A 24,073-nucleotide genomic window follows, 5' to 3' on the forward strand; every position below is an offset into this window, starting at 1 on the left:
GCAGCCGGGGGCTCTCCCCCTCCCCCCTTTTTCCTATCGCGCTCACCCCCCGCCTTGGTTGTGGCTCGCTCTGGCTCGGCTTGGGACGGGACCCACCCCACCCGAACCGCACCACCTACGCAACGCGCAGCCGCCCGGCACGAACAGGCGTGCCATCAACCCGCTCACGGCGCTGGGGGTCTTTGATCAGTTGGCGGGGTCCGGGGCAGAGCCCCGCGCACGAAACAGGCACGGCACCACCCAACGCGACCACGGCCCCAAGCCGCGCAACCAAAACACCTACCCCGCAGCCGACCTCACCGAGGAACGACGCCGAGCTGCTGCGCCGCCCACAGGCTGTCCGCGTTCAGCCAGTACTCGACGATCCTGCCGTCCTCCACACGCAGGATGTCCGTGCCGTGGAAGGAGATCCCGTTCGCCTCGGCGAACCAGCGCACGACGTGGAACGGCTCCTGCGAGATCGGTCCCACCTGGACGGAGAACGTCAGGCCGGGCATGGTCTCGTGCGCCTCCCGCACCCACCCGACGACCTCCTCGCGACCCGCGCGGTCCTGCGGCGGGCCACCGGTGAGCGGGGCGACGTGCCAGGTGAAGTCGTCGTGCACGATCTTCCCGGCGAGCGCGAGGTCGCCGTTCCAGAAGTCGAGCCAGTCCTGCAGCAGCTCGTTCACCGGTTCTCCCCGTGAGGTCCGGGGGCGGCACTGCCCGAGTACTCGCCCAGGTTCGACACGAGCCGCGTGAGCTCGGGGTCGTTGTCGTAGCGCTTCCGGTGCAGAGCGGCGATCTTCCCGCCCATCTCCGGGTCCTCGTCGTCGGTGATGTCGAACGACGCGAACCGGTCCGCCAGCGGGAGGCCGATGAGGTCGGTGTGGCGGTGCGCCGGGTGCACCAGGTACTCCCAGTAGCCCTCGAGGTCCTCAATGACGAACGTGGCGCCCCACTCGTACTCGCCGCCGAAGTCGCGGCCGACGACGAACGTCTTGACCGAGGGGATCACGCGGCCCTGGTTGCGCAGGCTCTCCAGCGCCTCCTGCGCCTTCTCGGGCGGTGCGTCCTCGCGGAGCGTGAGCCGGATTCCGTGGTAGATCATCAGTTCTCCTTGTACGTCAGGGCGAGTACCGCCCCTGCGGTGGTGGTGACGACGCCGGTCCAGACGAAGGCGGTGCCGATGCCGAGCTGGACCAGCGGTGCGAGGACGAGCGGGGACAGGAACTGGCCGAGGAAGATCCCGGCCACCAGCCCGCTGAGCACGCGGCCGCGGTGTGCGGGCGGGGCGAGGTCGGCGAGCCGCAGGTTCAGGTTCGGCACGGACAGCCCGATCCCGAAGCCGCCGACGAGCAGCCCGGCCGTGACGAGCGGGACGCCGTGCGCGATGCCGATCACGAGCCAGCCCGCCCCGAGCAGCACGATGCTGACCGCGGTGAGCTTTCCCCTGGGCAGTCCGGGGAACACGAGCGCTCCGACCGCGCCGGTGAGCGTGCTGCCGGCGACGACGACCCCGATGACCGCCGGGCCGGCGCCGAGGTCGCGCAGCAGGAACGGCAGCTGCGTCGGCGCCATGTAGAACACGAGCGTGGCCACGAACGCCAGCAGGTAGATCCAGACTGCCCGCGACGGGAAACCCTTCCCCACGGCCTTCTCGGCCGGACGCGGCTCCTCCCGCAGCCCCACGGCGGCGACCGCGACGAGCGCGGCGACGCCGTAGAGCCAGAACGGCAGCCGCCAGCCGATGCCCGCGAGCACCCCGGCCAGCGGCAGGAACACGACCCCGCCGAGACTCGCGAACGCCTGCTGGAGCCCCAGGAACCGCCCGCGTTCCGGCCCGTCGAACCAGTCCGTGATCAGCGCGCTGACCGCGGTCATGATCCCGCCGACCGCGAGGCCCAGCACCGTCCTGGTGGCGAGCAGCACCGGCAGGCTGGTCACGAAGTACCCGGCCGTGCCGCTCACCGCGTAGCCGGCGAGACCGGCCAGCAGCAGCGGCTTGCGGCCGAACCGGTCCGCCACCAGGCCCGCGAGCGGCGCGCTGACCGCGATGGCGAGCGAGGTGATCGTGAGGGCCAGCCGGACCAGCACGCCCTCGCCGTAGACCTCGCCCATCGCCGGCAGGCTGGGGGCGATGATCGCCGCCGCCATGATGGTCAGCGTGGCCGAGGCCAGGACCACCGCCTTGGCGGTGCGGGGAGGAGCGATTCGCGTCGTCACACCCCCACCTTCGCGAGGGGCTGGCGCCCTTCGCGTCGGCAGGAACTACGTAGATCTTCCGCTCAGATGCAGGACGGTGCGAACACCGACGACGACCCAGGCAAGCACGAGAACGCCGTACAGCACGTCCGCGACCACGGTGAACATCGGCGACCCGACCCGCGCGCCGAGTGCGCTGCTGCCGGTCACGAGCGTGCCTAGCGGGAAGACGAAGCTCCACCACGTCAACGCGAACGGCAGCCCGCGCCGGGCCGTCCGCACGGTCACCACCGTCGCGAACGCCAGCCACAGCAGGGCGAAACCCCACGTGGCGGTGCCGTGCAGGACGGCGAACGCGACCTGTCCCGGCAGCACGGGCACCCCGGCGAGCAACGCGGCCGCGGTGATCGACTGGCCCAGCGGCCCGAGCACGATCCACAGCGTCGGCACGGTCGTGGCCGCGCCCGGTCCGTGCCGCACCAGCCGGTGCCAGATCTGCGGCACGACGACCAGCGTCGCGAACAGGCTGATGCCGAACAACGCGTAGCAGCCCAGCACCATCGTCTGACGCGCCGATCCCTCCAGGTGCTGGGCCAGCAACGCTCCCGACGCGGCGGAGACCATCGGCGGCACCACCGGCATCAGCCAGCCGCCGAACGCGAGCTCACCGCTGCCGATCATCCGCACCGGCACCAGCACCGACGTCACCAGGCCGAGGAGCGTGCCCAGGGTCCACAGCACCCAGTCGGCCGCCAGCGCGGCGGGCAGGCCGATCCAGTCCGACCCCAGCAGCAGCGTGCCGGTGCCCACGGTCATCAACGCCATCGGTGGCGCGCCCCAGAACTGCGCCATCACGGGATCGGCGACCTGGCCGCGCACCGTCGCCGGGGTCCAGGTGCGGACGGCGGCGACCACGAGCACGGTCAGCAGGACGGCGTCGAGCGCCCAGACGACCGTCGCGGCCGTGCGCAGGCCGGGCATCGAGGCACCGGCGGTGGCGACGATCCCGGTGCCCATCACGGCGGCGAAGAGGTTCGGGCCGAAAGGCGCCGCTCGTCGCACCTCGGGGGCACGGTGTGGATGAGGTGCGAGAGCGGTCACGACCTGACGATCCTCCGGCTCCCCAGGCTCCGGTAGGCGGCGATCGCCGCTGAACGCATAGGCTGTCCCTATGCCTCTGCCGTCCAGGGTCACCGACCTGACCAGCTTCGACCTCCTGCGCAGTGTCGCGGAGCTGGGCAGCATCGGCCGTGCCGCTCAGGCCCACGGCATGTCCCAGCCCAGCGCCAGCGAACGGCTGCGGACCCTGGAGGCCCGCGTCGGGGTGACGTTGCTCGAACGCACGCCGCGCGGCGCCCGCCTCACCACCGCCGGTCAGCTCGTGGCCGGGTGGGCGGAGCCGGTGCTCGCGCGGGCGGCCGACCTCGACGCCGGTCTCACCAGCCTGCGCGCCGACCGCCAGTGCCACCTCACGGTCGCCGCCAGCCTCACGGTCGCCGAGTACCTGCTGCCCGCGTGGCTCATCGCGTTGCGGGCCGTCAGCGCCGACACCGCGACCGTGCTGACGGCGGGCAACTCGGCGCACGTCGCCGAGCAGGTGCTCTCCGGGAAGGCCGACCTGGGGTTCATCGAGAGCATCGACGTGCCCGCCGGACTGGCCGGCCGGGTGGTCGCCGAGGACGAGCTCGTGCTCGTGGTCGCGCCCGGTCATCCCTGGGCCCGGCGGCGGCACGTCACCGCCGCGAAGGCCGCCACGACCCCGTTGGTCAGCAGGGAGTCCGGCTCCGGGACGCGTCAGGCCTGGGAGCACGCGCTCCGCGCGGCCGGGGTGACGTCGTCCGCGGACCCGTTGCTGGAGATGTCCTCGACCACCGCGATCAAGGCGGCCGCGACCGGCGGCATCGGCCCGGCGGTGCTCAGCGGCCACGCGGTGGCCGCGGACCTGGCGACCCGCGCGCTCGTCCGGGTCGAGGTGACGGGCGTGGACCTGCGCCGCGCGTTGCGGGCGGTGTGGCCCACCGGACAGACGCCGCGCGGCCCCGCCTCCGACCTGTTGACCATCGCGACGCGTAGTCTCACGACCCGTGCCGACCGGCGGTAGCAAACAGGTTCGCGCCGCGCGCAAGCGCAAGAAGCGCATGGCCCTCGCCACCCACGACCTCACCGACGCGCAATGGGACGCGTTGAAGACGTCGTGGGGCGGCTGCGCGTACTGCCGTGAGCCCGCGGGTTCACTGCAGAAGGACTGCGTGCAGGCCATCTCGCGCGGCGGCCGGTACACGCTCGGCAACGTCGTGCCCGCGTGCGGTTCCTGCAACGCCAGCAAGTGCAACGCCGAGGTGACCGGCTGGCTGCGGCGCAAGAAGCTCGACGAGCGCTCGTTCCTGGTGCGGCACTACGAGATCTCGGCGGAGCTCACCACCCGCTTCTCCGGCGTCTAAGCCGCGTTGCGGACCGCGTTGTAGCTCTGGAACAACGCGTCCCAGGCCTTCCCGCACCGCGTGTCGAGCTGGGCGTCACCGCTCGCACCGCCGGCCGCGAACCAGGGCTCGCACGGCGCGATCTCGGTGAGCCGGCGGCGGACGTCGGCGAGGGCGGCCTGCCCGGCCGGCGCGAGCTTCGCGGACTGCTTCTCGGCCTCGTCGATCACGCCCGTCACGTCCGGCAGGACGTGGACGCAGTTGTCGGCGGGGTCGACGGGTTCGCCGCGCAGGCGGGCGACGCAGTCGGTGAGCAGGACGCCGATGGCGTCGAGCCGGGGTTGCAGGTCCGGCAGGCCCGCGGCGGACTGGGACGGGGCGGCCGGGGTGATGGTGGGCAGCGATGTCGTCGACGTGCCGCACCCGACCAGCAGCAAAGCCAGCGCAATGGCGGAGTAGCGCATGGCGGCAGCGTAGCGAGACGGCGAGGCCGCCAGACCCGGGGTGGTCTGGCGGCCTGTGCTTTCACCCGATCAGGTTCACGCGTTCCGGATCACGTGTTGATGTACGAGCGGGCGCCGTTCGGGAAGCCGAGGGCCGCCGTGTCGCGGACGTCCTCGTCGACGATCGCGGACTTGCCCTTGCAGCCCGGCTCGGACCAGATCTTCACCGCACCGTCCGGGGACAGCGACTGGAATCCACCGCGCAGGTCGGCGCACTGCTTCGCGGGCTTGACGCCGGTGGCGAAGTTGTCGCCGCTGAAGTCGTCGAAGTTCTTGCCGGTGAAGAAGGTCACGGACGTCGCGGGCTTGGCTCCGGTCGCGGGCTCGGCCGGCTTCGGTGCCGGGGCCTCCGCGGGGGCGACGGCGCGCTTGCCCTCGGGGTTGATCACGAACCACTTGCCGCCGACGTTCTGACCCAGGATGTCGCCGGCCTTCTGGTCCTTCGAGAAGAGGTAGATCGGGCGGCCGCCGAGCGTCAGCTGGAGCTGGCCGTCCTGGCGCTTGATGACGCCGATGTTCTCCTTCTTGATGCCGGGGAAGAACACCTTGGTGCCCCTGGTGACCGTGATGGCGGGCCAGGTCTTCGCGCAGTCACCGTTGCAGTTGGACACACCGCCGTTCACCGGGTCTTCGCTGAACCAGTAGATCGTGCGGCCGTTCCCGTTGACCACAGCGGGTTCCAGGCCGCCGGCGTTCGCGACGCGGAGCTCCACCCACTTCTGCCTCACCTCGACCGGCGCGGACTGCGGGGCGCGGTCGCCGGTGGTCTTGTCCGCGTTGTTGGAGTTCGCCGAGCCCCGCAGGAAGTCCACTTCGGACTCACCCGCGGCGGCCTGGCTCTCCTGCACCTGTCCCGAAACCGGCGCCGGCGAACCGGACTGCGCGGCACCCTGGCCGCAGGCCGTCAACGTGACGGCGCCGACCGCGAAAAGGGCAGCAACGATCGCAACTTGCTTACGAAGCATGGGGTTTCTCACTCCTGAGTGGACTTACGTCAACCTGTTCCACCCCTGTCACGTACGCCCTCCCGAGACGGTTCACCGGAGTTCGATCTGAGAGCGCGGTCACATCGAACTGAGACGCGGCCCGGTACCGTGGGAGGCGTGAGCATCAGCCTGAGCAGCGACTTCGCCACCGCCGTCCCGGAGATGGCCGTCTCGTGGGAGGCCGTCCCGGTCGCGGAACCGGAACTCCTCGTCCTCAACGAGCCGCTCGCCCGTGAGCTCGGACTCGACCCGGAATGGCTGAAGGCCGACGGACTGCCGCTGCTCGTCGGCACCGCGGCACCCGGTGTGGCGCAGGCCTACGCCGGCCACCAGTTCGGGGGCTACTCCCCCCGGCTCGGCGACGGCCGCGCGCTGCTGCTGGGCGAGCTCACCGACGCCGAGGGCCGGCTGCGCGACCTGCACCTGAAGGGCTCCGGCCGCACGCCGTTCGCGCGTGGGGGCGACGGACTGGCGGCGATCGGCCCGATGCTGCGCGAGTACGTCCTCAGCGAGGCGATGCACGCCCTGGGCATCCCGACCACCCGTTCGCTGGCCGTCGTGGCGACGGGCGCCACGGTCCAGCGCGACGAACCGCTGGCCGGCGCGGTGCTGGCCCGCGTCGCCGCGTCACACCTGCGCGTCGGCAGCTTCCAGTACGCCCGCAACACCGGCGACGTCGACCTGCTGCGCCGCCTCGCCGACCACGCCATCGCACGCCACCACCCCGGCAGCACGTACCTGGAGCTGTTCGAGCACGTCGTGGCGGCCCAGGCCGCTCTCGTGGCGCGGTGGATGCTCGTCGGGTTCATCCACGGCGTGATGAACACGGACAACATGACGATCTCCGGCGAGACGATCGACTACGGCCCGTGCGCGTTCATGGAGGCCTACGACCCGGCGACGGTCTACAGCTCGATCGACCACCGCGGCCGGTACGCCTTCGGCAACCAGCCGATCGTCGCCGAGTGGAACCTCGCCCGTCTCGCCGAGGCGCTGCTGCCGTTGTTCGACGACGACGAGGACAAGGCGGTCGCGCTGGCCATGGAGACGCTCGGCACGTTCCCCGAGCGGTTCGAACGGGCCTGGATCGGCGGCATGGGCGCGAAGCTGGGCATCACCGACGACGTGAAGCCGTTGCTCAAGGACCTGCTCGCGCTCATGCAGGAGAACCACGTGGACTTCACGTCGTTCTTCCACCACCTCTCGGCCGCGGCCCGCGGCGACGCCGAACCCGCCCGGTCGCTGTTCCTCGACCTGGCCGGCATCGACGCCTGGATCGCGCGCTGGCGGGAGCACGGCCCGGACGCCGCCGCGATGGACCGCGTCAACCCGGTCTACGTCCCCCGCAACCACCTCGTCGAGCAAGCGCTTGCCGCCGGAGCCGCCGGCGACCTCGACCCGTTGCGCCGCTTGGTGGACGTGGTGACCCGCCCGTTCGGCGAACGACCCGGTCTGGAACACTTCTCCGCTCCTGCGCCGCAGGACTTCAGCGCCACCTACCGGACCTTCTGCGGGACTTGATGAAACTGCAGCCCATCGGCCACGTCGAATCTCCCTTGCTGGACCGCGCCTCCGCCCCGAAGCAGGGCGACGAGGGCGCGCCGGACGCCTGGCTCGTCTTCGCCCCGGAGTACGCGCGGGCGATGCGCGAGCTGGAGGCCGGCCAGGACGTCCTCGTCCTGACCTGGCTCGACCGCGCGGACCGCTCGGTGCTGGCCGTGCACCCGCGCGGCGACTCGGCGCGGCAGGAGACCGGCGTGTTCTCGACCCGCTCGCCCGACCGGCCCAACCCCGTGGGGCTGCACCGGGTCACGATCCTCGGGGTGGACGGCGTCAAGGTGCGGGTCGCGCACCTGGAGGCGCTGGACGGCACGCCGATCGTGGACGTGAAGCCGGTGCTGGGCACCGAACGCTGACGGGGCGCGGCGCACGCCACCCCGCCGCGGACCACGAGCAGTCCGCCGCGCCGAGCTGCCGCGGAGAACCCGCGCGGCTCACCCCGTGGCGCCACGGCTGCCGCGCCCACCCGTCACAGCCGCCGCCCGCCGCACCCGAGCTGCCGGCGCCGCCCACCGCCTCGCCGCAACCCCCGCGGGCCTCACTGCGGGTCGCGCGGGCACCCGCCGTCCGGCTCCAGCCCGGCCACCAGGTCCGCGCGGAACGGCAGCTCCCCGCACAGCACGCGCGGCGTCGAGGTCGTGTCCGTGTTGCCCCGCAGCACCAGCACGGCCTTGTTCGCCGGCAGCCGCGTGCTCGCGCTGAACCCGATCGTCCCGGTGGCGCCCTGGATCGCGTTGTCCGGCCGGATGCTGCCGATCCCCGCGAGCAGCCCCTCGCGCACCCGTGCGCCGGGGTCGGTGCGCCGCACCTGGCGCACGCCCTCGGCCAGCACCTGCATCGCGTCGTAGGCGGCGGCCGAGCGGCCGTCGCCGAGCGTGCGGCACGTCTTGCGGAACTCGTCCAGGTACACCTTGTAGAACGGCACGCGGGCGCAGTCGGTCCACGCGGCCGGGCTCGCGAACGACAGGTAGTCCAGGCGCACGTTGGGGAACTGCGCCATCGTGCCCTCGAGGATGAACCGGGTGGACGAGTCGCTCGCGAGCACCGGCGGGGTGCTGCCCTGGCACCGGCTGTTCATGCCGCGCAGGAACTCCGCCAGGTGCTGCGCGCGGCCCGCGTAGAACACGGCGTACCCCGGCCGCGCCGAGGGCGGGCACGCGCCCTGGCCCAGTGAGGCGGGTGCCAGGCCCTCGTCGTCGTTCGCCACGCGGTAGGACTTGAACTGGCTGACCGCGATCCCGCGTTCGGCGAACGCGGCCCGCGCGTCCTCGGCCAGGTTCTGGCTGTACCGGTCGGTCGGGTCACCGGAGTGGAAGATCGCCACGTCGGACACGCCAAGCCTGGTCTGCGCGTAGTAGGCGGCCACCCGCGCCTCGCGGAGGTTGTTGGGCCCGACCTGGTAGTAGTACTCGTTGACGCCCGCCATGTCGTCGGCGGAGGTCAACGTGCCGATGACGGGCAAGGCGTTGCTGCCCAACCGCTTCACGACCGAACGGGCCGTGTCGGTGCTGATCGACAGACCGGTCACCGCCACCACGCTCCGGTCGCGCGCGGCCAGTTCGATGATCTTGTCGGCGGCGAGGTCGCCGGACGCCAGGCCGCGCCCGCCCGGTCCCTCGCCGCCGTTGGCCAGCAGCATCCGGATGGGCACGTCGCTGGTCCTCTGCGCCACCCACACCCCGCGCAGCTCCTCCACCAGCGCGGAGAAGCTGTTGGCGGTGCTGGGGGTCAGCACGCTCAGGAACACGATCGTGATCGCGTCCGGCCGCGCGGACGCCTTGCGGTTCTCCGCCACGATCCGGCCGTAGACGTCCTCCAGTGCCGGGCGGATGTCGGCCGGCACGGTGTCGGGGACGAAGTGCCGCAACGGGTCCGCCGACACCCCGATGCACTCCGAGCCGACGCGTTCCAGCGGTGACCGCGGCGACACCGACCACCAGTCGTCGCACCGGGCCAGGTTCAGGAACGGCACCGCCACGAGAGACGCGGCGGCCAGGACGACCACGAGCGGTGCGGCGAGCGCTCGGCGCAGGCGCAGCGGAGGCAGCTCGGACAGCCCGCCGACCACTCCGCGGGCGGGTTCGGACGCGTCGGTGTCGAGCTCCAGCACCCAGTTGTCGGACCGCGACAGCTGCCGGAGCCAGTCGTGGTAGCCCGCCAGCGCGTCGGCGGCGTGCGTCCGCGGCACCTCCTCCGACTCGTGAGCGGCGACCACCAGCAGCGGATCGGGGCGGCTCAACGGGTTCGCGCGCCACGACTGTCCACTCCGGACACCGCCACGCGCCCGGCCGATCGCGTCGACCAGCCACCGGTCCGAGGACTCCAGCAGCAGCCACGGGTTCCCTGTCCGCCGCCGGCCGGTCCCCCACAGCGTCCACCGCCGGTGCGACCGCCGCAGGTCCTCCAGCAGCGCCCGCACGAGCAGGTCGCCGACCTCGTCCTCGTGCCGGTCCGCCAGCCGGTCCTTCACGACCGCGCGGGCCAGCCGGTAGAGGCCGTGCCGCGACCGCCCGCCCAGCGGCTGCTCGCCCACCCACGTCGCCGGCCGCCACAGCAACGCCATCAGCGCGAGCCCGATCCGCGGCATCAGCCCGATGACGAGCCTGATCCACCACGGGAAGTCCTGCGCGAGGTCCTGCGCGCCGTCCGTGGTCATCCGCACACGCCGGCGCAGGTGCTGCCGGAACTCCCGCGCGATCTCGCGTTCCTCCTCGTCGGCCTCGACACCGGCGGGCAGCGTCAGGTCGAGCACCCAGCAGACGAGCGCGTAATGCGGGAACCGCAGCCGCGCGGAGCCTCGCACGTCTCCGGCGAGCTGCCCGACCACGTCGTCGAGCAGCCGCCGCCGTGACTCCACGCGCTGCACGTGAGCGAACGCGACCCGGCGGCCCCGTGCCGTGGCAGGCCGGTTGGCCAGGGCTTCGAGCGGGCTCTCGACGCCAGTCGGGCGGCGCAGCGACACGATCGGCACCGGCACGTCCCTGGCGGGCCAGCGAGGACGGGTGGCGAGGCGGTCCAGCAGCCGGATGAGCTGCAGCGCGCCGCCGAACTGCAGGCCGCGCGTCTGCTCTGACCCGAGGAACCACCCCGCGGACGTGATCCTGGACAGCGCCATGTTCCCCGCCCGTTCTGCCGGTCCCCAACAGGATCTCGACGGATTGTCGGGCACGACACGCGGCGCATTAGCGGAAACGACCGTATTCGAGCCGGACGAGAATGCTGTGATCCCGGCGGTGCGAACGGGTATCCGGCCCGCATGAGCCAACCAGTACCGCCTCCGGGGCAGCCGCCGACCACGCCGGGACCGACGACGCCGCGCCCGCCCGGCCCGGACACCGACCCGCTGACGCCGCCGGGACCGGCCCCGGACCCGCTGCGGCCTCCCGGCCCGGACCCCGACCCGGTCCCGCCCTCGCCCGACCCGCTGTGAGCCCCACGCCCTCGGGTTGCGGATCCCCTGCTCGCGCAGGGTGATCGGCCGGGGCTCTGGTGCGGCCACACCAGAGCACCCCAACCCTCCGTCCGGGAAAGCCCCCCCAGGAGGAGATCTAGGTGGGATTTAGCAGCTGCCGCGCCGCCTCCACCACGGCCTCCGCGTCGATGTGCGCGGCGTGCAGCAGCTCGTCGGGCTTGCCGGACACCGGCATCTCCCGCACGGCCAGCTTGCGCACCACCGACCGGGCGGGGTGCTCGGCCAGCGCGCCGAGCACGGCGTCGCCCAGCCCGCCGTCGGCCCAGTGGTCCTCCACCGTCAGCACCGCCCGCGTGTGCAACGCCGCGTCGGCCAGCGTGGTCGTGTCGATCGGTTTGACCGAGTAGCAGTCGATCACGCGGGCCCGGATGCCGTCGGCGTCCAGCACCTCGGCCGCCCGCACGGCCTCGCCGACGGTGATGCCGCACGCGACGATCGTCAGGTCGTCGTCCTCGCCGCACCGCACGACCCGGCTGCCACCGACGCGGATGTTCTCGTCCGGCGAGGTGCGCACGGGCGTCTTGGCGCGCAACGTCCGCAGGTACGAGATGCCCGGCAACGTGGCCATCTCCGCGACCAGCGCCGCCGTCTGGTTGGCGTCGGACGGGTGCAGGACGGTGCTGCCGTGCAGGGCGCGGAACATCGCGATGTCCTCCAGCGCCATCTGCGACGGGCCGTCCTCGCCGATGGACACCCCGGCGTGCGAGCCGCACAGCCTCAGGTCGGCCCGCGACACGGCGGCCATCCGGATGAAGTCGTGCGCGCGGGTGAGGAACGCGCCGAACGTGGACGCGAACGCGACCCAGTCGCGTGCCTGCATGCCGACCGCCGCGGCGATCATCTGCTGCTCGGCGATGAACATCTCGAAGTAGCGGTCCGGGTGGGCCCGGGCGAACAGCTCGGACGTCGTCGAGTTGGACACCTCGCCGTCGAGCGCCACGACGTCGCCGCGCAGCCCGCCCAGTTCGGCGAGCGTCTGCCCGTACGCCTGCCGCGTCGCCACCTCGTCGCCGATCTCCCAGCGCGGCAGCGTGCCGCCGGCGGTGGCGAACCGGTGCGGCGAACCGGGTTCCGGCGTCCTGACCCGCACCGAGAGTGACCGGACGCCGCCGAGCTCCTCGATCGCCTCCTCCGGGTCCTCCAGCGGTTTGCCGTGCTTGCCGGGCTGGTCGGCGACGGCCCGGACGCCGTGGCCCTTCTCCGTCCTGGCGAACACCACCGACGGGCGGCCGGTGGCCGAGGTGGCGCAGGCCAGCGCCGCGTCGATCGCCGTCAGGTCGTGGCCGTCGACCGCGAGGGCCTGCCAGCCGAACGCCTCGGCGCGGGCGACGTAGCCGTCGAGGTCCCAGCCGAGCATCGTCTCGCGGGTCTGGCCGAGCCGGTTGACGTCGACGAGCACGGTCAGGTTGTCGAGGCCCGCCCAGCCGGCGTGCTGGAACGCCTCCCAGATCGAGCCCTCGGCCATCTCCGAGTCGCCGCACAGCACCCACACCCGGTACGGCAGCCTGTCCAGCCGCCTGCCGGTGAGCGCCAGGCCCACGCCGACGGGCAGGCCGAAGCCGAGCGAGCCGGTGGCCACGTCCGTCGGCGGGATGCGCGGCGTGGGGTGGCCTTCGAGCCTGCTGCCGAGCTTGCGGAACGTCAGCAGCTCGTCGTCGGTGATCGCGCCCGCCGCCTTGAGCATCGAGTAGTACAGCGGCGACGCGTGTCCCTTGGAGAAGATCAGGTGGTCGTTGGCCGGGTTCGCCGGATCGGAGTAGTCGAGTCGCAGGTGTCCGTCGAGCAGCACGGCCATCAGGTCGGCCGCGGACATCGACGACGTGGGGTGCCCGGAGCCGCCCGCGTCGCTCGACCGGACCGAGTCGACGCGCAGCTGCTGGGCCAGTTCGTGGCGGAAGTCGTTGTCGGGCACAGGTCACCTCCCGGGGTCTGTCCCGGTCGGCTACCCGTGGCGGACCCGGGAACACACCGCATCCGGTGGTTTGGGAGGCTGTCGCACCGGGTATCCGCCGCGTTGCGACAGCCGACCGACCTGGGGAGCGCGCCATGCTCAGTCGTCAGGAACACCAGCGGCTCATCGACATCGAGCAGCACTTCCGCGCTGCCGACCCCGACCTCGCCCGCGACCTGAGCGCCGGTCCGCACGCCCGGCGGATCCGCCGTCAGCTCGCGGCGGCCCTGGTCTCCGTTCTCGCGGGGATGCTGCTGGTCGGGCTGGGCGTGCTGATCCTGAGCTGACCGTTCGGCGGTGCGGCGGCGCGGTTCCAGCGCATCCGCGACCACGGCAGGTCCATGTCCTCCAGCACGTCGATCTGGCGCGGTTCGAGGTCCTCCGGCGGCCTCGCCGTGGCGTGCCTGGAGTAGGCGGCGTCGACGTACCGGTGCCCGGTGTCCGGCGCGAGCACGACGACGTGCCGGTCCGGGTCCAGGCGCTGCTCCCACCGCGCGGCCAGGTACGCCGCCCCCGCCGACAGCCCGGCGAAGATCGCGTGCTCGCGCAGCAGGGCCACGCTGCCCGTCAGCGCCGCGTCGAAGCCGAACCAGTGCACGGTGTCGTAGAGCGCGTGGTCGACGTTGCCGAACGGGATCGAGCTGCCGATGCCTGCGATGATGATCTCCGGGTCGTGCACGTGCTCGCTGCCGAACGTGACGCTGTCGAACGGCTGCACCCCGACCAGCTCCACGTCCGGGTCGGTCTCCCTGAGGAACCTGGTCAGCGCGCCGGTCGACGCGCCGGTGCCCACCCCGCCGACGACGCTCAGCCGTGAGCAGTCGGCGTGCTGCCGGACCAGGTCGGCGATCGGCCGGTAGCCGCGGTAGTGGACGTCGTCGTGGTACTGGCGCATCCAGTGGTGCCGCGGGTTCTCGCGCAGGATCTCCCGCACCCGTGCCACCCGGCGGCTCTGGTCGAGCTTGAGGCTCGCGGACGGCGGCATCGGCTCGACGGTGGCGCCGAGGATCTCCAGCTGGGTGCGCAGGGTCGTGTCCACGGTCGTCGAGGCGACGATGTGGCAGTGCAGGCCGTGGCGGTGGCACGCGAGCGCCAGCGCGTGGGCGTAGATGCCGCTGGAGCTGTCGACCAGCGTGTCCCCGTGCGCGATCGTGCCGCGTTCGAGGAGGTACCGGACGGCTTCGAGGGCGGAGGCGACCTTCATGGTCTCGAAGCGCAGGCAGAGGGTGCGGGAGTCGAGGCGGACGAGGGCGGGACGGCTGAGCGCGTCGGCGATGTGGTGGTCCACGGCTTCTCTCATGCTCGGTAGCGGTACAGCGCCGTCTCGTCGGCGCTGAACTGGGAGAACGGGAACGGCTCCGCGGACAGGGCGGTGACGCCCGCGCCGAGGAAGTGGCGGGCGACGGCGCTCGCGGTCTGGGCGTAGACGACCAGCGCGATCTCACGCTCCCGGCAGGTGCGGAGGATCTCGTCGAACGTGCCGTTGCCGACGGTCATGCCGGTCGCGACGACGGCGTCCGCGACGCCGAGGACGTCCCGCATGTCCGGGGTCACCGGGTCGCCCCACTGCGTCGCGCGCAGCTGGAGGTCGCACGGCAGGCACTCGGCGCCGCACTCGCGGATCGCGGCGACCAGCGGGTTCACCACGCCGATCAACGCGACCTTCGCACCCGGTGCCACGTCCAGCAGCCCGGCGACGGCGGCGTCCCTGGCGTTCGCCCGTTCCTCGGGTGTTCCCGTCGGCAGGACGACGCGTTCGGCGCCTGAAGTCCTGTGTGGACGGACGTGGCCGAGGTAGGCGTCCAGTGCCGCGACCCGCACCGGCGCCGGGGCCTCGGTGAGCAGGGTCGCCACCGGCGCGCCGGAGTAGTTCGCGCACACCGCCGGGTCGGCGTCGCCTTCCGCGAACGCGCAGGCGCCGAACGCCGACCCGATCCGGGCCAGCACGTACTGGTTGCGGTAGGTCGTGTCACCGCCCGCGAGCCTGGTGCCGTGATGGACCCAGAACACGCTCGTGGCCGGTATTTCCCGCGGATCGGGCCCGTGCCTCCCCTCCAGCACTTCCGCTGTCAGTTCGTCCACAGTGGTCATTCCATCCCCCTCTTCAACGGACCGGTGCGCGGTAGCCCACGGCCAGGTGGCCCAGGCCGTCGCGGCCGATCTCGGCTTCCACGTCGAACACCTCGCGCAGCAACGGCGTGGTCAGCACGTCGGCGGCGGCACCGTCGGCGACGACCGCACCGCGGTGCAGCAGGACCAGCCGGTCGCAGTACCGCGCCGCGAGCGCGAGGTCGTGCAGCGCCACCACGACGGTCTGCGGCGTCCGGCTCGCCAGGTCCATCAGTTCGAGCTGGTGGCGCACGTCCAGGTGGTTGGTGGGCTCGTCCAGCAGCAACGCGGACGTGCGCTGCGCCAGGGCCCGTGCCAGGTGGGTGCGCTGCCGCTCGCCACCGGACAGCTGCCTCCACGGCCGGTCGGCCAGGCCCGTGAGGTCGAGCCGGACCAGCGACTCCTCGACGATCGCGTCGTCGGCGGCGTCCGGGCCGCGCCACCGCGACCGGTGGACCGTGCGGCCGAGCATGACGACCTCGGCCACCCGCAGGTCGCTCTCCGTGTCGGCGGTCTGCTCGACGAACGCCAGCTTGCGCGCCCGTTCCTTCGACGGCCACTCCGCGATGTCGACGCCGTCGTAGCGCACGTGGCCACCCGTCGGCGTGCGCAGACCGGCGATGCAGCGCAGCAGCGACGACTTTCCGGACCCGTTCGGCCCGATCAGCCCCACGGTCTCGCCCGGTGCCACCTGGAGCGACACGTCGCGGACGATGGCCTTGCCGGGCACTCCCCAGCTCAGCTCCCGGACGTCGATCCTCACAGCTCTCCCCTCCTGCGCAGCACCAGCAGGAAGAGCGGCACGCCGACGAGCGCGGTGAACACGCCCACGGGCACCTCCAGCGGTGCGAAGACCACTCGGGTGAGCGCGTCCGTCCAGACCAGGAACACCGCCCCGACGACCGCCGACAACGGCAACAGCCTGCGGTGCAACGGACCCACGAGGAACCGCACGCCGTGCGGCACGATCAGCCCGACGAACCCGACCGCTCCGACCGCGGCCACGGCGACAGCCGTCAGCACGGAAGTCGTGACCAGCAGGACGATCCGCGTCGCGCGGACGTCGATGCCCAGCGAGGACGCCGTGTCGGTGCCGAACGCGAACCCGTCCAGCGCGGACGAACACAGCCACACCACCAGCAGTCCGACGGCCAGCACCACCGCGCACACCGTCACCGACGTCCAGCGCGCCGACGCGAGCGACCCCAGCAGCCAGTGGGTGACGGCGCGGATGCTGTCGGCGTCACCGGAGGACAGCAGGATCAACGACGTGAGCGCGGCGAACAGCTGCCCCACGACGACACCGGTCAGCACGATCCGCGACGAGTCGAGACCGGTGCGCCGCAACAGCACCAGCAGCAACCCGAACGCCACCAGCGCACCGACCAGCGCGCCACCGGTCATGCCGAGCTGCGAGCCGGCGAACCCGAGCACCACCACGACGACCGCGCCCATCGAGGCACCCGACGACACCCCGAGCAGGTACGGGTCGGCGAGCGAGTTGCGGGTGATGCTCTGCAACGCCGCACCGCACACCGCCAGCGCCGCGCCGACCAGTGCCGCGAGCAGCACGCGCGGCAGCCGCAGGTCCCAGATCAGCGAGTCGAGCAGGCGGGGCAACGGGACGACCGGCAGGCCCAGCCGTGCCCCGGCCGCGCGGCCGATCTCCTCCCAGCCCGCGCCGACGCCGATGCGGACGGCGACGACCAGGGAGACCACGAGGACGACCAGGCTGAGAGCGACCTTCAGCGCGTTCTTGTTGCTGTTCCGAGGTTTCCGGATCGCGACTGGTTCGAGGAGAGCCGCCTCAGCCACGGCCGGCGATCTTGTCGAGTCCCGCGCCGAACGCCTTCAGGGCGTCGACCGTGCGCACGGACGGGTCCATCTCGATGCCGGGCAGCTCGATGACCTTGTTCTCCCGCAACGCCTTCAGCTGCGAGACGACCGGGTGCTCGCGCATCATCGCGATCTTCTCGCTCGCCTTGTCACCGGGGTTGCCGCGCTCGGACAGGTCGCCGACGACGATCACGTCGGGGTCGCGGCGCGCGATCTCCTCCCAGGACGCCTCCGGCCACTCCTGGTTCACGTCGTCGAAGACGTTGACGGCACCGGCGATCCTGCTAATCTGGCTGGCCATGCCGTCCCTGCCCGCCACGTACGGGACGCCCTTGAACACCGAGTAGACCCACACGACCTCGACGGGGTCCCGTTTCACGGCCTGCACCTCGGCGAGCGCGGCACGCTGGTCGGCCGCCAGCCGGTTGGCCTTCTGCTCGGCGCCGAAGATCCTGCCGAAGCTCTCGTAGTCGCGGAACAGCCTTTCGAACGGCGGTGTCGTGCCGTCGGGGCAGTTCACCGCGCTCACGAACGTCGGCACGCCAAGGCTTTCCAGCTCGTCACGCGTGCCGGCGCGGTCGGCGGTGAAGAGCTCCTTGAACGACGCCACGACGACGTCCGGGTTGGCGGCTCTCAACGGTTCCGAGGTGAGGACCTTGGGCGAGAGCACCGGGATCTTCGCGTAGGCGTCGGCGAACCTCGGCGACACCTTGGTCTTGAGGTTGGCGGTGCCGGCCATGCGGTCCTGCAAACCCAGTGCCAGCAACGTCTCCGTCGAGTTCTGGTCGAGCGTCACGACCCGTTGCGGAGCACCGGCGAACGTGAGCTGCTTGCCGCAGCTGTCCACCACCACCTGAGCCGCCGGGGGTTGGGCACCTCCGGGTGCGGCACAGCCGGCGGCGAGCACCGCTACCAACGCCAGGCCGAGGCGGCCGGGGTGTGACATCAGATCCTCCAGGAACTCACTCGAACGACCTGCGCTACTGTAACGACAATCATTTTCAAATCAACCCCACCGGAAGGCCGATCGCGTGGTCCACGACACAGTGCGCAGCTCATCGGTGTTGCGCAGCACCACATTTCTCCGTCTCTGGACCGCGACCACCGCGTCGGGCATCGCGACCTGGGCACTGCCGTTCGTGCTGGGCCTCGCGGTGCTCTCGCGCTCGTTGACGGCGGTGGAGCTGGGCGTCCTGCTGGCCGCGCGCACCGCGGGCTTCCTCGCCGCTGTGCCGGTCAGCGGCGTGCTGGCCGACCGCTACGCCCGCCGTCAGGTCGTCCTGTGCTCGGGTCTCGTGTCGGCCCTCGCCGCGCCCGTGCTGGCGTTGTCCGTGGGCGGCTCACTGGTGGTCGCGGCCGTCGCGGCGGCGGCGATGGGGGCCGGCCAGGGCGCGTGCCGCCCGGCGTTCCAGGCGCTGACCGCCGAGGTGGTGCGGTCCGACCAACGCCAGCAGGCCAACGCGGCGATGACGCTGTCGGTGCGCGTGACGACGTTGGTGGCACCGGGGCTGACGGCGTTGCTGGCCCTGGTGGCGAACACGCAGGTGCTCCTGCTCGGCATCGGCGCGCTGTGGCTGGTCGCGGCTCTGGTTCCCCCTGCCGGCACCGGTGTCGTGGCGGGGTCGTCCGGCGCCGGGTTCGTCGCGGACTTCTGGGAGGGTGTGCGGGAAGCCCGCCGCCACCCGTGGTTCCTGGCCGGACTGGGCGCGCTGACCGCCGTCATCGCCACCGGGTACTCGGCGACGGGGGTGGTGCTCCCTCTGGTGAGCCGCGACCGTTACGACACCGAGGCCGTGCTGGCGGGGGCTCTCACCGCCTACACACTGGGCGCACTGGCCGGAGCGCTGCTGATCGCCCGCTGGCGTCCGCGCTTCGCCGGGTGGACGGCGCTGTCCGGCCTGGGGCTGTACGGTTTCGCGCCGCTGAGCCTGCTGCTGCCGGTGCACCCGGTCGTCGTGGTCGCGGCCTACGCCGTGGCGGGGCTGGGGATCGAGCTGTTCAACGTGCCGTGGTTCACCGCGACGCAGCGCGAGGTCGAGCCGTCGAAGCTGGCGCGGGTGTCCTCTTTGGACTTCCTGATGTCGTACGGCCTGGCACCGGTCGGGCTCGCGCTGATCGCCCCGGCGATCGCGGAGTTCGGCGCGCCGGCCGTGCTGGTGGCGTGTGCGCTGATCTGTTTCGCGGCACCGGCTCTGGCCGCACTGGTGCCGTCGTCGCGCGACTTCGGGCCCCGCACGTGAGTGCGCCGCCGGAAGACTCCGGCGGCGCACTCGGCTCGTGCTCGATCTCGCCCGTGCTCAGGACGACTCCGTGATCAGGACGACGCGGCCTTCTCCAGCTCCCGCTTCAGCTGCGCCTTGCTCATGCTCGACGCCCCGGTCACCCCGAGGTTCTTCGCCTGCGTCAGCAGCTCCTCCCGCGACGCCTGGCCGGGCATCTCACCGAGGTGGTCCGCCCGGCTGCGGGCGAACAGCTCGCCGAGCTGGTAGCGGCGCTCGGCGCTGAGCCGCTGGCGCATGCCGGGCAGGACCGTCTTCTCCTCCTCCTCGACGTGGTGCGTGATGGAGTCGACGACGTCCTGCAACGCCTTCTCGTACTTCGGGGAGTCGTACTCGCAGTCGAGGAGCTTCACGAGCAGCTCCTCGGCCTCGGCGTGCTCCTCCTGGCTGTGCTCGACCTCGTCGTCGCCGCCCGCGTCCTTGGCGGCCGGGTAGACCTCGGACTCCTCGGCACGGCTGTGGGCGACGAGCAGGCCGCAGAGCACCGGGGTCAGGAGTGGTCGCTTCTCCGGGTGGTTCTTCAGCTCGTCGAACAGGCGCTCGACCTCGCGGTGGTCCTGCATGATGAGGTCGACGACGTCGTACTGCATGGTGGTGGTTCTCCTTCAGTTCGGGTTGTTCCTCGGGTAGCGCGTGGCGATGGGCGCGAGCCCGCGCCGTCCGATCCGGCCGAGCGCGATGCCGAAGGCGCTGATCAGCGCCACGGCGACGACGGCGCCGATGACGATCGACCACGTCAGTCCCGCGCCGAGCAGGCCGGCCGCGGCACCGGCGACCACGCCGGCGACGAGTCCGTTGACCAGGTTCACCAGGCCGGACACGCCGAGCGCGGTGCCGATCAGCCGGGGGCGCCTGGCCTTGCGCCAGCCGGTCTGGCCGCTGTCCGCCTCGACGCCGAGGGTGTCGTCGTGCATCTGGCGCACGAAGACGTCCCTGGTGGACGGTTCCAGGTCGGCGTAGACGTGCCGGATGCGGTTGATGCCCAGGCCCGCCTGCACGTCCTCGATGGTCAGCTCGACCGTGCGGAAGAGGGTGGCGAGGCCGATGAGCAGCAGCGCGGTGAAGATGACGAGCACCAGCGTGAGCAGGACCGTCAGCGGCACGACCTGGGCGACGAAGCCGAGGGCGATCATGGACGCGGAGATGGTCGTGAGCAGGTGGCCCGCCCGGCCGGTCGCGTCGGTGATCGTCGCCGTGCGGATCATCTGCAACGTGTTGTGCTCCATCGTCAGGATCGTCAACGCCGCCGACTTGTCCACATCAGACACAGCTCGTGACACCTCAGCGCCCCAGGGCGTTCGCCAGTTCCTTCTTCGTCATGGTCGAGCGGCCCTTGACGTTCTTCTTCTTGGCCTCGTTGTAGAGCTGCTCCTTGGTGAGCCCCTTCGGGCGGTTCGTCCCGGAGCGCTGCCCGCCGCGCTTCTGCGGTGACATGTCCTGTGTGGACGACCTGCTCGCCGTCCTGGACTCACCGGCCTGGGCGCGGTTCTTGTTCACCGTCCGCGCGGCGATCTCCTTGGCCCGCTTCGGTGACGCGCCACGGTCCTCGGCGGAGTCCTTGATGTGCTCGTACTGGCGTTCCCGTTTCGCGTTCGATCCCGCTGGCATCACGACCTCCTGGTTCGAGCTGTCCGGCGAATACCCCCGGCCGGGACGGTTCACACCCCGGTCACCGGGTAGTCGAGCGCATGGCGATCTCATCCCGGCTCGACACCGCCCGCGTGCTCTCGACCGTCCTGCTGCCCACCCTGGCGAAGGGCGTCGTCGTTCGCAGGCCGGGTGTCCTGTCCCTCGCCGAGAGGCTGCAGTCGGACGCGACCGCGATCAGCACGATGCGCGGGCTCCGCGACCGCTACGGCCCGGAACCGGTGCGGTTGCGGATCACCGGGCGCAGCGTCGCGGTGCTGGTCGACCCCACGGACGTCGGCCGTCTGCTCGACGGCTCGCCGGAGCCGTTCGCGCTGGCCACCAAGGAGAAGAAGGCCGCGCTGAGGCACTTCCAGCCGCACGGCGTGCTGATCTCCGAGGGGCCGGAACGCGATCGGCTGCGCGAGCTCAACGAACGCGCGTTGCGGCCGGACGACGTGCCCGTCGAGGCGATCGTGCGCGACGAGGCCGACCTGCTCACCCGGCACGTGCTGAGCACCGGCGAGCTGACCTGGGACTCCTTCTCCCAGGCGTGGTGGCGGATCGTGCGCAGGATCGTCCTCGGCGACGGTGCCCGCGGCGACGACCAGCTCACCGACGACCTCAGGGCGCTGCGGCAGGACGCGAACTGGGCGTTCCTGCACCCGAGGCAGCGTGACCTGCGCGAACGCTTCCAGCGCCGGCTCGACGGACACCTCGCCCGCGCGGAGAAGGGCAGTCTCGCCGCGCAACCGGGTGACCTCGCCGGGCAGATCCCGCACTGGCTGTTCGCCTTCGACGCCGCCGGGATCGTCACGATGCGCGCGTTGGCCATCGGGGCACGCGGTGCGCACGGCGTTCTCGAGTCGGCGCGGCTGTGGCCCACGACGCCGGTCATCCTGCGGGAGAGCACCATCGCCACTCGCTGGCACGGCATGTGGCTGCCGGAGAACACCCTGTTCGTGGTGTTCACGCCGTTCTTCCACCGTGATCCCGACCGACTGCCGTACGCGGACCGCTACGCACCCGAGATCTGGGACAAACCACTCGATCCGGCGATCGTGCCGTTCAGCGGCGGCCCCGGCGTCTGCCCCGGCCGTGACCTGGTGCTGACCACCGGAAGCGCGATGCTGGACGTCTTGGGCGAGCACCTGGAGCTTCCCGCTCTCGACGCGCCGCTGCCCGCCACGCTGAACCACTTCGCACTCCGCATGCATGCGACGCCGATGGGTACACGCGTCTCATGAACGCTCCCCTGCACGCCGTCGTGACCGGATCGGACTCCGGCATCGGCAAGGCCGTGGCCGTCGCGCTGGCGGGCGGTGGTGTCGACGTCGGCATCACCTACCACCGCGACGCCGACGGAGCCGCGAGAACGGCTGACGAGGTGCGTGCGGCCGGTGCCCGGTGCGCCGTGCGGCAGCTCGACCTCACCGACCTGCCGGCCGCCGCATCCGTCGTCGACGATCTTGCCGACGAGCTGGGCGGTGTCGACGTCCTGGTGAACTGCGCGGGCACCGGCAGCAGCCAGAAGGCGGTGGAGATGTCGTTCGACACCTGGCGCGAGGTGCTCTCGGTCGACCTGGACGGCGCGTTCCTGTGCTGCCAGCGCGCGGCCAGGCACATGATCGCCGCCGGACGAGGAGGCAGGATCATCAACATCACCTCGGTCCACGAGCACCTGCCGCGCGTCGGTGCCGCGCCGTACTGCGCCGCGAAAGCCGGGCTCGGCGCGCTGACCGAGGTGCTGGCGCTCGAGCTGTCCGAGCACGGCATCACCGTCAACTCCGTGGCCCCCGGCGAGATCTCGACGCCGATGACCGGCCAGGAGGACGTCGATCCCCACACCCAGCCGCGTCCCGGCGTGCCCCTCGGCCGTCCGGGCAGTGCTCGGGAGGTCGCGGCGGTGGTGGCCTTCCTCGCCACGCCCGCCGCCTCGTACGTCACGGGCGCCTCGTTCGTCGTGGACGGCGGAATGTCCCTGATGGGTCCGCAAGCCAGTGGAATGCTCGCCGATGAGAAGTGGAGGCAGCCCTGATGCGTGCCGTGGTGCTCAACTGCACCCTCAAGAAGTCGCCCGACCAGTCGAACACCGACCTGCTGGCGCAGGTCGTGATCGACGAGCTGACCAAGAAGGACGTCGAGGTCACGTCGTTCCGCCTGGCCGACCACGAGATCCCGCCGGGAGTCGTGACCGACCTGGGCGGCGGCGACGAGTGGCCGAACATCCACCAGCTGCTCCTCGACGCCGAGATCCTGGTGTTCGCGACACCGACGTGGGTCGGCCGCCCGTCCTCGCTCGCGCAGCGGGCGCTGGAGCGGATGGACGCGATGATCTCCGAGACCGACGACCAGGACCGGCCGGTGGCCTACAACAAGGTCGCGGGCGTCGTGGTGACGGGCAACGAGGACGGCGCCCACCACGTGATCAGCGAGATCGCCGGCGGACTCGGCGACATCGGCTACACGATCCCCGGTCAGGCGTGGACCTACTGGAACCGGGGTCCTGGGCCGGGTCCGAGCTACTCGGACACCGACGAGGGTCACGAGTGGTCGGAGAAGACCGGCCGCACGATGGCCGCCAACCTGCACGCCGTGGCCCTCGCCCTGGCGGAACGGCCTATCCCCGCTTGAGCGCTGACTGACCGAGCGCGACCAGCGCGCCGATCGCCAAGCCGCCCAGGACGTCCGTGGGCCAGTGCACACGGGTCCTGAGGCGGCTGTAGGCGACCAGCAGCACCAGCGGGAGCACGACCACGGCGGCCTCCGGGGCCGCCAGCGCGGTGGCGGTGCCGAACGCGGCGGCCGTCACCGCGTGCTTCGAGGGGAACGACGAGGAGTCCGGGTGCTCCGGGAGCGCGGCGCGCGCCGGGATGCTGGCGGCCGGCGGGCGACGCCGGTGGACCACGAGGCTGACCAGGTGGCCCAGCGGCATCGCCACGGCCGCGGCGGAGAGGGCGCGTTTCGCGGCTTTCTCCCTGCCGCTCAACGCCATCAGGCCCGCCACCGGTAACCAGAGCAGTCCACCGCGGGCGGTGACGCTCGCGGCGATGATGACGGGGTGCGGTCTCCTCGTCGGCAACGCCTCGCTGTTGTGCAGCGCGTCCTGGTCCAGCTCCTGAGCAGCGTTCATCCCGGATTACTACC

Annotated in this window: 27 protein-coding genes; 10 read left to right on the forward strand and 17 right to left on the reverse strand. The window is 71.9% G+C overall.

What is annotated here, in order from left to right; translation table 11 throughout:
- Nucleotides 1–296: 296 nt before the first annotated feature.
- Genes ACFWV3_RS14000 through ACFWV3_RS14015 form a run of 4 tightly spaced genes read right to left on the reverse strand, consistent with a single transcriptional unit; the run spans nucleotide 297 to nucleotide 3,285 of the window.
- On the reverse strand, nucleotides 297–671 hold the full coding sequence (locus tag ACFWV3_RS14000) for an ester cyclase (RefSeq protein WP_382411501.1): 375 nt from the start codon (nucleotides 669–671) through the stop codon (nucleotides 297–299).
- Nucleotides 668–1,090 (reverse strand): Dabb family protein, encoded by a 423-nt coding sequence (locus tag ACFWV3_RS14005; protein WP_382411502.1) that lies wholly within the window; start codon nucleotides 1,088–1,090, stop codon nucleotides 668–670. Before ACFWV3_RS14005 ends, ACFWV3_RS14000 begins: the two co-directional genes overlap by 4 nt.
- Nucleotides 1,090–2,205 carry an MFS transporter gene (locus ACFWV3_RS14010; RefSeq protein WP_382411503.1) on the reverse strand — a complete coding sequence of 372 codons (1,116 nt, stop codon included), beginning with the start codon at nucleotides 2,203–2,205 and terminating at the stop codon, nucleotides 1,090–1,092. The genes ACFWV3_RS14005 and ACFWV3_RS14010 overlap by 1 nt, the downstream gene beginning before the upstream one ends.
- A 45-nt stretch (nucleotides 2,206–2,250) precedes the next feature.
- The gene (locus ACFWV3_RS14015; RefSeq protein ID WP_382411504.1) at nucleotides 2,251–3,285 is read right to left on the reverse strand and encodes a TDT family transporter; all 1,035 of its coding nucleotides are present in this window, start codon (nucleotides 3,283–3,285) and stop codon (nucleotides 2,251–2,253) included.
- A gap of 70 nt (nucleotides 3,286–3,355) precedes the next feature.
- On the opposite strand from ACFWV3_RS14015, the gene ACFWV3_RS14020 reads away from it, so the two are divergent.
- Both ACFWV3_RS14020 and ACFWV3_RS14025 read left to right on the forward strand, forming a co-directional pair.
- Complete coding sequence (locus ACFWV3_RS14020; protein ID WP_382411505.1) at nucleotides 3,356–4,285, forward strand: LysR family transcriptional regulator; 930 nt, start codon at nucleotides 3,356–3,358, stop codon at nucleotides 4,283–4,285.
- Nucleotides 4,269–4,625, forward strand: coding sequence for an HNH endonuclease (locus ACFWV3_RS14025; RefSeq protein WP_382411506.1), 357 nt, complete (start codon nucleotides 4,269–4,271; stop codon nucleotides 4,623–4,625). The genes ACFWV3_RS14020 and ACFWV3_RS14025 overlap by 17 nt, the downstream gene beginning before the upstream one ends.
- Here ACFWV3_RS14025 and ACFWV3_RS14030 read toward each other — a convergent pair.
- Nucleotides 4,622–5,068: a hypothetical protein gene (locus ACFWV3_RS14030; protein ID WP_382411507.1), complete on the reverse strand. Its 447-nt coding sequence runs from the start codon at nucleotides 5,066–5,068 to the stop codon at nucleotides 4,622–4,624. The genes ACFWV3_RS14025 and ACFWV3_RS14030 overlap by 4 nt on opposite strands.
- Nucleotides 5,069–5,157: 89 nt before the next feature.
- Nucleotides 5,158–6,072, reverse strand: coding sequence for a hypothetical protein (locus tag ACFWV3_RS14035; RefSeq protein ID WP_382411508.1), 915 nt, complete (start codon nucleotides 6,070–6,072; stop codon nucleotides 5,158–5,160).
- A gap of 138 nt (nucleotides 6,073–6,210) precedes the next feature.
- Here ACFWV3_RS14035 and ACFWV3_RS14040 point away from each other — a divergent pair, with 138 nt between their 5' ends.
- Both ACFWV3_RS14040 and tsaA read left to right on the forward strand, forming a co-directional pair.
- Nucleotides 6,211–7,614, forward strand: a complete 1,404-nt coding sequence (locus tag ACFWV3_RS14040) for a YdiU family protein (protein ID WP_382411509.1) — start codon at nucleotides 6,211–6,213, stop codon at nucleotides 7,612–7,614.
- Nucleotides 7,614–8,009, forward strand: coding sequence for a tRNA (N6-threonylcarbamoyladenosine(37)-N6)-methyltransferase TrmO (tsaA, locus tag ACFWV3_RS14045; protein WP_382411510.1), 396 nt, complete (start codon nucleotides 7,614–7,616; stop codon nucleotides 8,007–8,009). The genes ACFWV3_RS14040 and tsaA overlap by 1 nt, the downstream gene beginning before the upstream one ends.
- Before the next feature lie 182 nt (nucleotides 8,010–8,191).
- Here tsaA and ACFWV3_RS14050 read toward each other — a convergent pair whose 3' ends face one another.
- Nucleotides 8,192–10,768 carry a hypothetical protein gene (locus tag ACFWV3_RS14050; protein WP_382411511.1) on the reverse strand — a complete coding sequence of 859 codons (2,577 nt, stop codon included), beginning with the start codon at nucleotides 10,766–10,768 and terminating at the stop codon, nucleotides 8,192–8,194.
- A 141-nt stretch (nucleotides 10,769–10,909) separates the two neighbouring features.
- Here ACFWV3_RS14050 and ACFWV3_RS14055 point away from each other — a divergent pair, with 141 nt between their 5' ends.
- Nucleotides 10,910–11,083 (forward strand): hypothetical protein, encoded by a 174-nt coding sequence (locus ACFWV3_RS14055; RefSeq protein WP_382411512.1) that lies wholly within the window; start codon nucleotides 10,910–10,912, stop codon nucleotides 11,081–11,083.
- A 118-nt stretch (nucleotides 11,084–11,201) separates the two neighbouring features.
- On the opposite strand, the gene ACFWV3_RS14060 is transcribed toward ACFWV3_RS14055, so the two are convergent.
- The gene (locus tag ACFWV3_RS14060; protein ID WP_382411513.1) at nucleotides 11,202–13,037 is read right to left on the reverse strand and encodes a transketolase; all 1,836 of its coding nucleotides are present in this window, start codon (nucleotides 13,035–13,037) and stop codon (nucleotides 11,202–11,204) included.
- 134 nt (nucleotides 13,038–13,171) lie between these two features.
- Here ACFWV3_RS14060 and ACFWV3_RS14065 point away from each other — a divergent pair, with 134 nt between their 5' ends.
- Nucleotides 13,172–13,363 (forward strand): DUF3040 domain-containing protein, encoded by a 192-nt coding sequence (locus ACFWV3_RS14065; protein ID WP_382411514.1) that lies wholly within the window; start codon nucleotides 13,172–13,174, stop codon nucleotides 13,361–13,363.
- Here ACFWV3_RS14065 and ACFWV3_RS14070 read toward each other — a convergent pair.
- Genes ACFWV3_RS14070 through ACFWV3_RS14090 form a run of 5 tightly spaced genes read right to left on the reverse strand, consistent with a single transcriptional unit; the run spans nucleotide 13,288 to nucleotide 17,967 of the window.
- Nucleotides 13,288–14,376: a pyridoxal-phosphate dependent enzyme gene (locus ACFWV3_RS14070; RefSeq protein WP_382411515.1), complete on the reverse strand. Its 1,089-nt coding sequence runs from the start codon at nucleotides 14,374–14,376 to the stop codon at nucleotides 13,288–13,290. The genes ACFWV3_RS14065 and ACFWV3_RS14070 overlap by 76 nt on opposite strands.
- Nucleotides 14,373–15,167: a Rossmann-like domain-containing protein gene (locus ACFWV3_RS14075; protein WP_382411516.1), complete on the reverse strand. Its 795-nt coding sequence runs from the start codon at nucleotides 15,165–15,167 to the stop codon at nucleotides 14,373–14,375. Before ACFWV3_RS14075 ends, ACFWV3_RS14070 begins: the two co-directional genes overlap by 4 nt.
- Nucleotides 15,168–15,180: 13 nt before the next feature.
- Nucleotides 15,181–15,948 carry an ABC transporter ATP-binding protein gene (locus ACFWV3_RS14080; protein WP_382411517.1) on the reverse strand — a complete coding sequence of 256 codons (768 nt, stop codon included), beginning with the start codon at nucleotides 15,946–15,948 and terminating at the stop codon, nucleotides 15,181–15,183.
- Entirely contained in the window at nucleotides 15,945–17,000 is a 1,056-nt protein-coding gene (locus ACFWV3_RS14085) for a FecCD family ABC transporter permease (RefSeq protein ID WP_382411518.1), read from the reverse strand. The genes ACFWV3_RS14080 and ACFWV3_RS14085 overlap by 4 nt, the downstream gene beginning before the upstream one ends.
- Nucleotides 16,993–17,967 carry an ABC transporter substrate-binding protein gene (locus tag ACFWV3_RS14090; RefSeq protein ID WP_382411519.1) on the reverse strand — a complete coding sequence of 325 codons (975 nt, stop codon included), beginning with the start codon at nucleotides 17,965–17,967 and terminating at the stop codon, nucleotides 16,993–16,995. The genes ACFWV3_RS14085 and ACFWV3_RS14090 overlap by 8 nt, the downstream gene beginning before the upstream one ends.
- Before the next feature lie 115 nt (nucleotides 17,968–18,082).
- Between ACFWV3_RS14090 and ACFWV3_RS14095 the strand changes: the two genes are divergently transcribed.
- Nucleotides 18,083–19,261 (forward strand): MFS transporter, encoded by a 1,179-nt coding sequence (locus ACFWV3_RS14095; protein WP_382411812.1) that lies wholly within the window; start codon nucleotides 18,083–18,085, stop codon nucleotides 19,259–19,261.
- Between the two features lie 74 nt (nucleotides 19,262–19,335).
- Here the strand turns inward: ACFWV3_RS14095 and ACFWV3_RS14100 are convergent, their stop codons facing one another.
- Genes ACFWV3_RS14100 through ACFWV3_RS14110 form a run of 3 tightly spaced genes read right to left on the reverse strand, consistent with a single transcriptional unit; the run spans nucleotide 19,336 to nucleotide 20,908 of the window.
- On the reverse strand, nucleotides 19,336–19,890 hold the full coding sequence (locus ACFWV3_RS14100) for a hemerythrin domain-containing protein (RefSeq protein ID WP_382411520.1): 555 nt from the start codon (nucleotides 19,888–19,890) through the stop codon (nucleotides 19,336–19,338).
- Between the two features lie 15 nt (nucleotides 19,891–19,905).
- Nucleotides 19,906–20,568, reverse strand: coding sequence for a hypothetical protein (locus tag ACFWV3_RS14105; RefSeq protein ID WP_382411521.1), 663 nt, complete (start codon nucleotides 20,566–20,568; stop codon nucleotides 19,906–19,908).
- Between the two features lie 13 nt (nucleotides 20,569–20,581).
- On the reverse strand, nucleotides 20,582–20,908 hold the full coding sequence (locus ACFWV3_RS14110; protein ID WP_382411522.1) for a plasmid stabilization protein: 327 nt from the start codon (nucleotides 20,906–20,908) through the stop codon (nucleotides 20,582–20,584).
- Nucleotides 20,909–20,988: 80 nt separating this feature from the next.
- Here ACFWV3_RS14110 and ACFWV3_RS14115 point away from each other — a divergent pair, with 80 nt between their 5' ends.
- Genes ACFWV3_RS14115 through ACFWV3_RS14125 form a run of 3 tightly spaced genes read left to right on the forward strand, consistent with a single transcriptional unit; the run spans nucleotide 20,989 to nucleotide 23,560 of the window.
- On the forward strand, nucleotides 20,989–22,173 hold the full coding sequence (locus ACFWV3_RS14115; protein WP_382411523.1) for a cytochrome P450: 1,185 nt from the start codon (nucleotides 20,989–20,991) through the stop codon (nucleotides 22,171–22,173).
- Nucleotides 22,170–22,964, forward strand: coding sequence for an SDR family oxidoreductase (locus tag ACFWV3_RS14120; protein WP_382411524.1), 795 nt, complete (start codon nucleotides 22,170–22,172; stop codon nucleotides 22,962–22,964). The genes ACFWV3_RS14115 and ACFWV3_RS14120 overlap by 4 nt, the downstream gene beginning before the upstream one ends.
- The gene (locus tag ACFWV3_RS14125; RefSeq protein ID WP_382411525.1) at nucleotides 22,964–23,560 is read left to right on the forward strand and encodes a flavodoxin family protein; all 597 of its coding nucleotides are present in this window, start codon (nucleotides 22,964–22,966) and stop codon (nucleotides 23,558–23,560) included. Before ACFWV3_RS14120 ends, ACFWV3_RS14125 begins: the two co-directional genes overlap by 1 nt.
- On the opposite strand, the gene ACFWV3_RS14130 is transcribed toward ACFWV3_RS14125, so the two are convergent.
- Complete coding sequence (locus ACFWV3_RS14130; protein WP_382411526.1) at nucleotides 23,547–24,059, reverse strand: phosphatase PAP2 family protein; 513 nt, start codon at nucleotides 24,057–24,059, stop codon at nucleotides 23,547–23,549. The two genes, ACFWV3_RS14125 and ACFWV3_RS14130, sit on opposite strands and share 14 nt — an antisense overlap.
- Nucleotides 24,060–24,073: the final 14 nt, after the last annotated feature.

This window comes from Lentzea sp. NPDC059081 (assembly GCF_042738015.1).
Classification (GTDB): Bacteria; Actinomycetota; Actinomycetes; order Mycobacteriales; family Pseudonocardiaceae; genus Lentzea.

Excerpts from the sequence above, each read along its gene's own strand:
- tsaA (WP_382411510.1), top strand. The coding sequence starts at position 7,614 with ATGAAACTGCAGCCCATCGGCCACGTCGAATCTCCCTTGCTGGACCGC.
- ACFWV3_RS14030 (WP_382411507.1), bottom strand. The coding sequence starts at position 5,068 with ATGCGCTACTCCGCCATTGCGCTGGCTTTGCTGCTGGTCGGGTGCGGC.
- ACFWV3_RS14090 (WP_382411519.1), bottom strand. The coding sequence starts at position 17,967 with ATGTCACACCCCGGCCGCCTCGGCCTGGCGTTGGTAGCGGTGCTCGCC.
- ACFWV3_RS14115 (WP_382411523.1), top strand. The coding sequence starts at position 20,989 with ATGGCGATCTCATCCCGGCTCGACACCGCCCGCGTGCTCTCGACCGTC.
- ACFWV3_RS14075 (WP_382411516.1), bottom strand. The coding sequence starts at position 15,167 with ATGACCACTGTGGACGAACTGACAGCGGAAGTGCTGGAGGGGAGGCAC.
- ACFWV3_RS14065 (WP_382411514.1), top strand. The coding sequence starts at position 13,172 with ATGCTCAGTCGTCAGGAACACCAGCGGCTCATCGACATCGAGCAGCAC.
- ACFWV3_RS14130 (WP_382411526.1), bottom strand. The coding sequence starts at position 24,059 with ATGAACGCTGCTCAGGAGCTGGACCAGGACGCGCTGCACAACAGCGAG.
- ACFWV3_RS14035 (WP_382411508.1), bottom strand. The coding sequence starts at position 6,072 with ATGCTTCGTAAGCAAGTTGCGATCGTTGCTGCCCTTTTCGCGGTCGGC.
- ACFWV3_RS14110 (WP_382411522.1), bottom strand. The coding sequence starts at position 20,908 with ATGCCAGCGGGATCGAACGCGAAACGGGAACGCCAGTACGAGCACATC.
- ACFWV3_RS14125 (WP_382411525.1), top strand. The coding sequence starts at position 22,964 with ATGCGTGCCGTGGTGCTCAACTGCACCCTCAAGAAGTCGCCCGACCAG.
- ACFWV3_RS14055 (WP_382411512.1), top strand. The coding sequence starts at position 10,910 with ATGAGCCAACCAGTACCGCCTCCGGGGCAGCCGCCGACCACGCCGGGA.
- ACFWV3_RS14050 (WP_382411511.1), bottom strand. The coding sequence starts at position 10,768 with ATGGCGCTGTCCAGGATCACGTCCGCGGGGTGGTTCCTCGGGTCAGAG.
- ACFWV3_RS14020 (WP_382411505.1), top strand. The coding sequence starts at position 3,356 with ATGCCTCTGCCGTCCAGGGTCACCGACCTGACCAGCTTCGACCTCCTG.
- ACFWV3_RS14070 (WP_382411515.1), bottom strand. The coding sequence starts at position 14,376 with ATGAGAGAAGCCGTGGACCACCACATCGCCGACGCGCTCAGCCGTCCC.
- ACFWV3_RS14100 (WP_382411520.1), bottom strand. The coding sequence starts at position 19,890 with ATGCAGTACGACGTCGTCGACCTCATCATGCAGGACCACCGCGAGGTC.
- ACFWV3_RS14120 (WP_382411524.1), top strand. The coding sequence starts at position 22,170 with ATGAACGCTCCCCTGCACGCCGTCGTGACCGGATCGGACTCCGGCATC.
- ACFWV3_RS14005 (WP_382411502.1), bottom strand. The coding sequence starts at position 1,090 with ATGATCTACCACGGAATCCGGCTCACGCTCCGCGAGGACGCACCGCCC.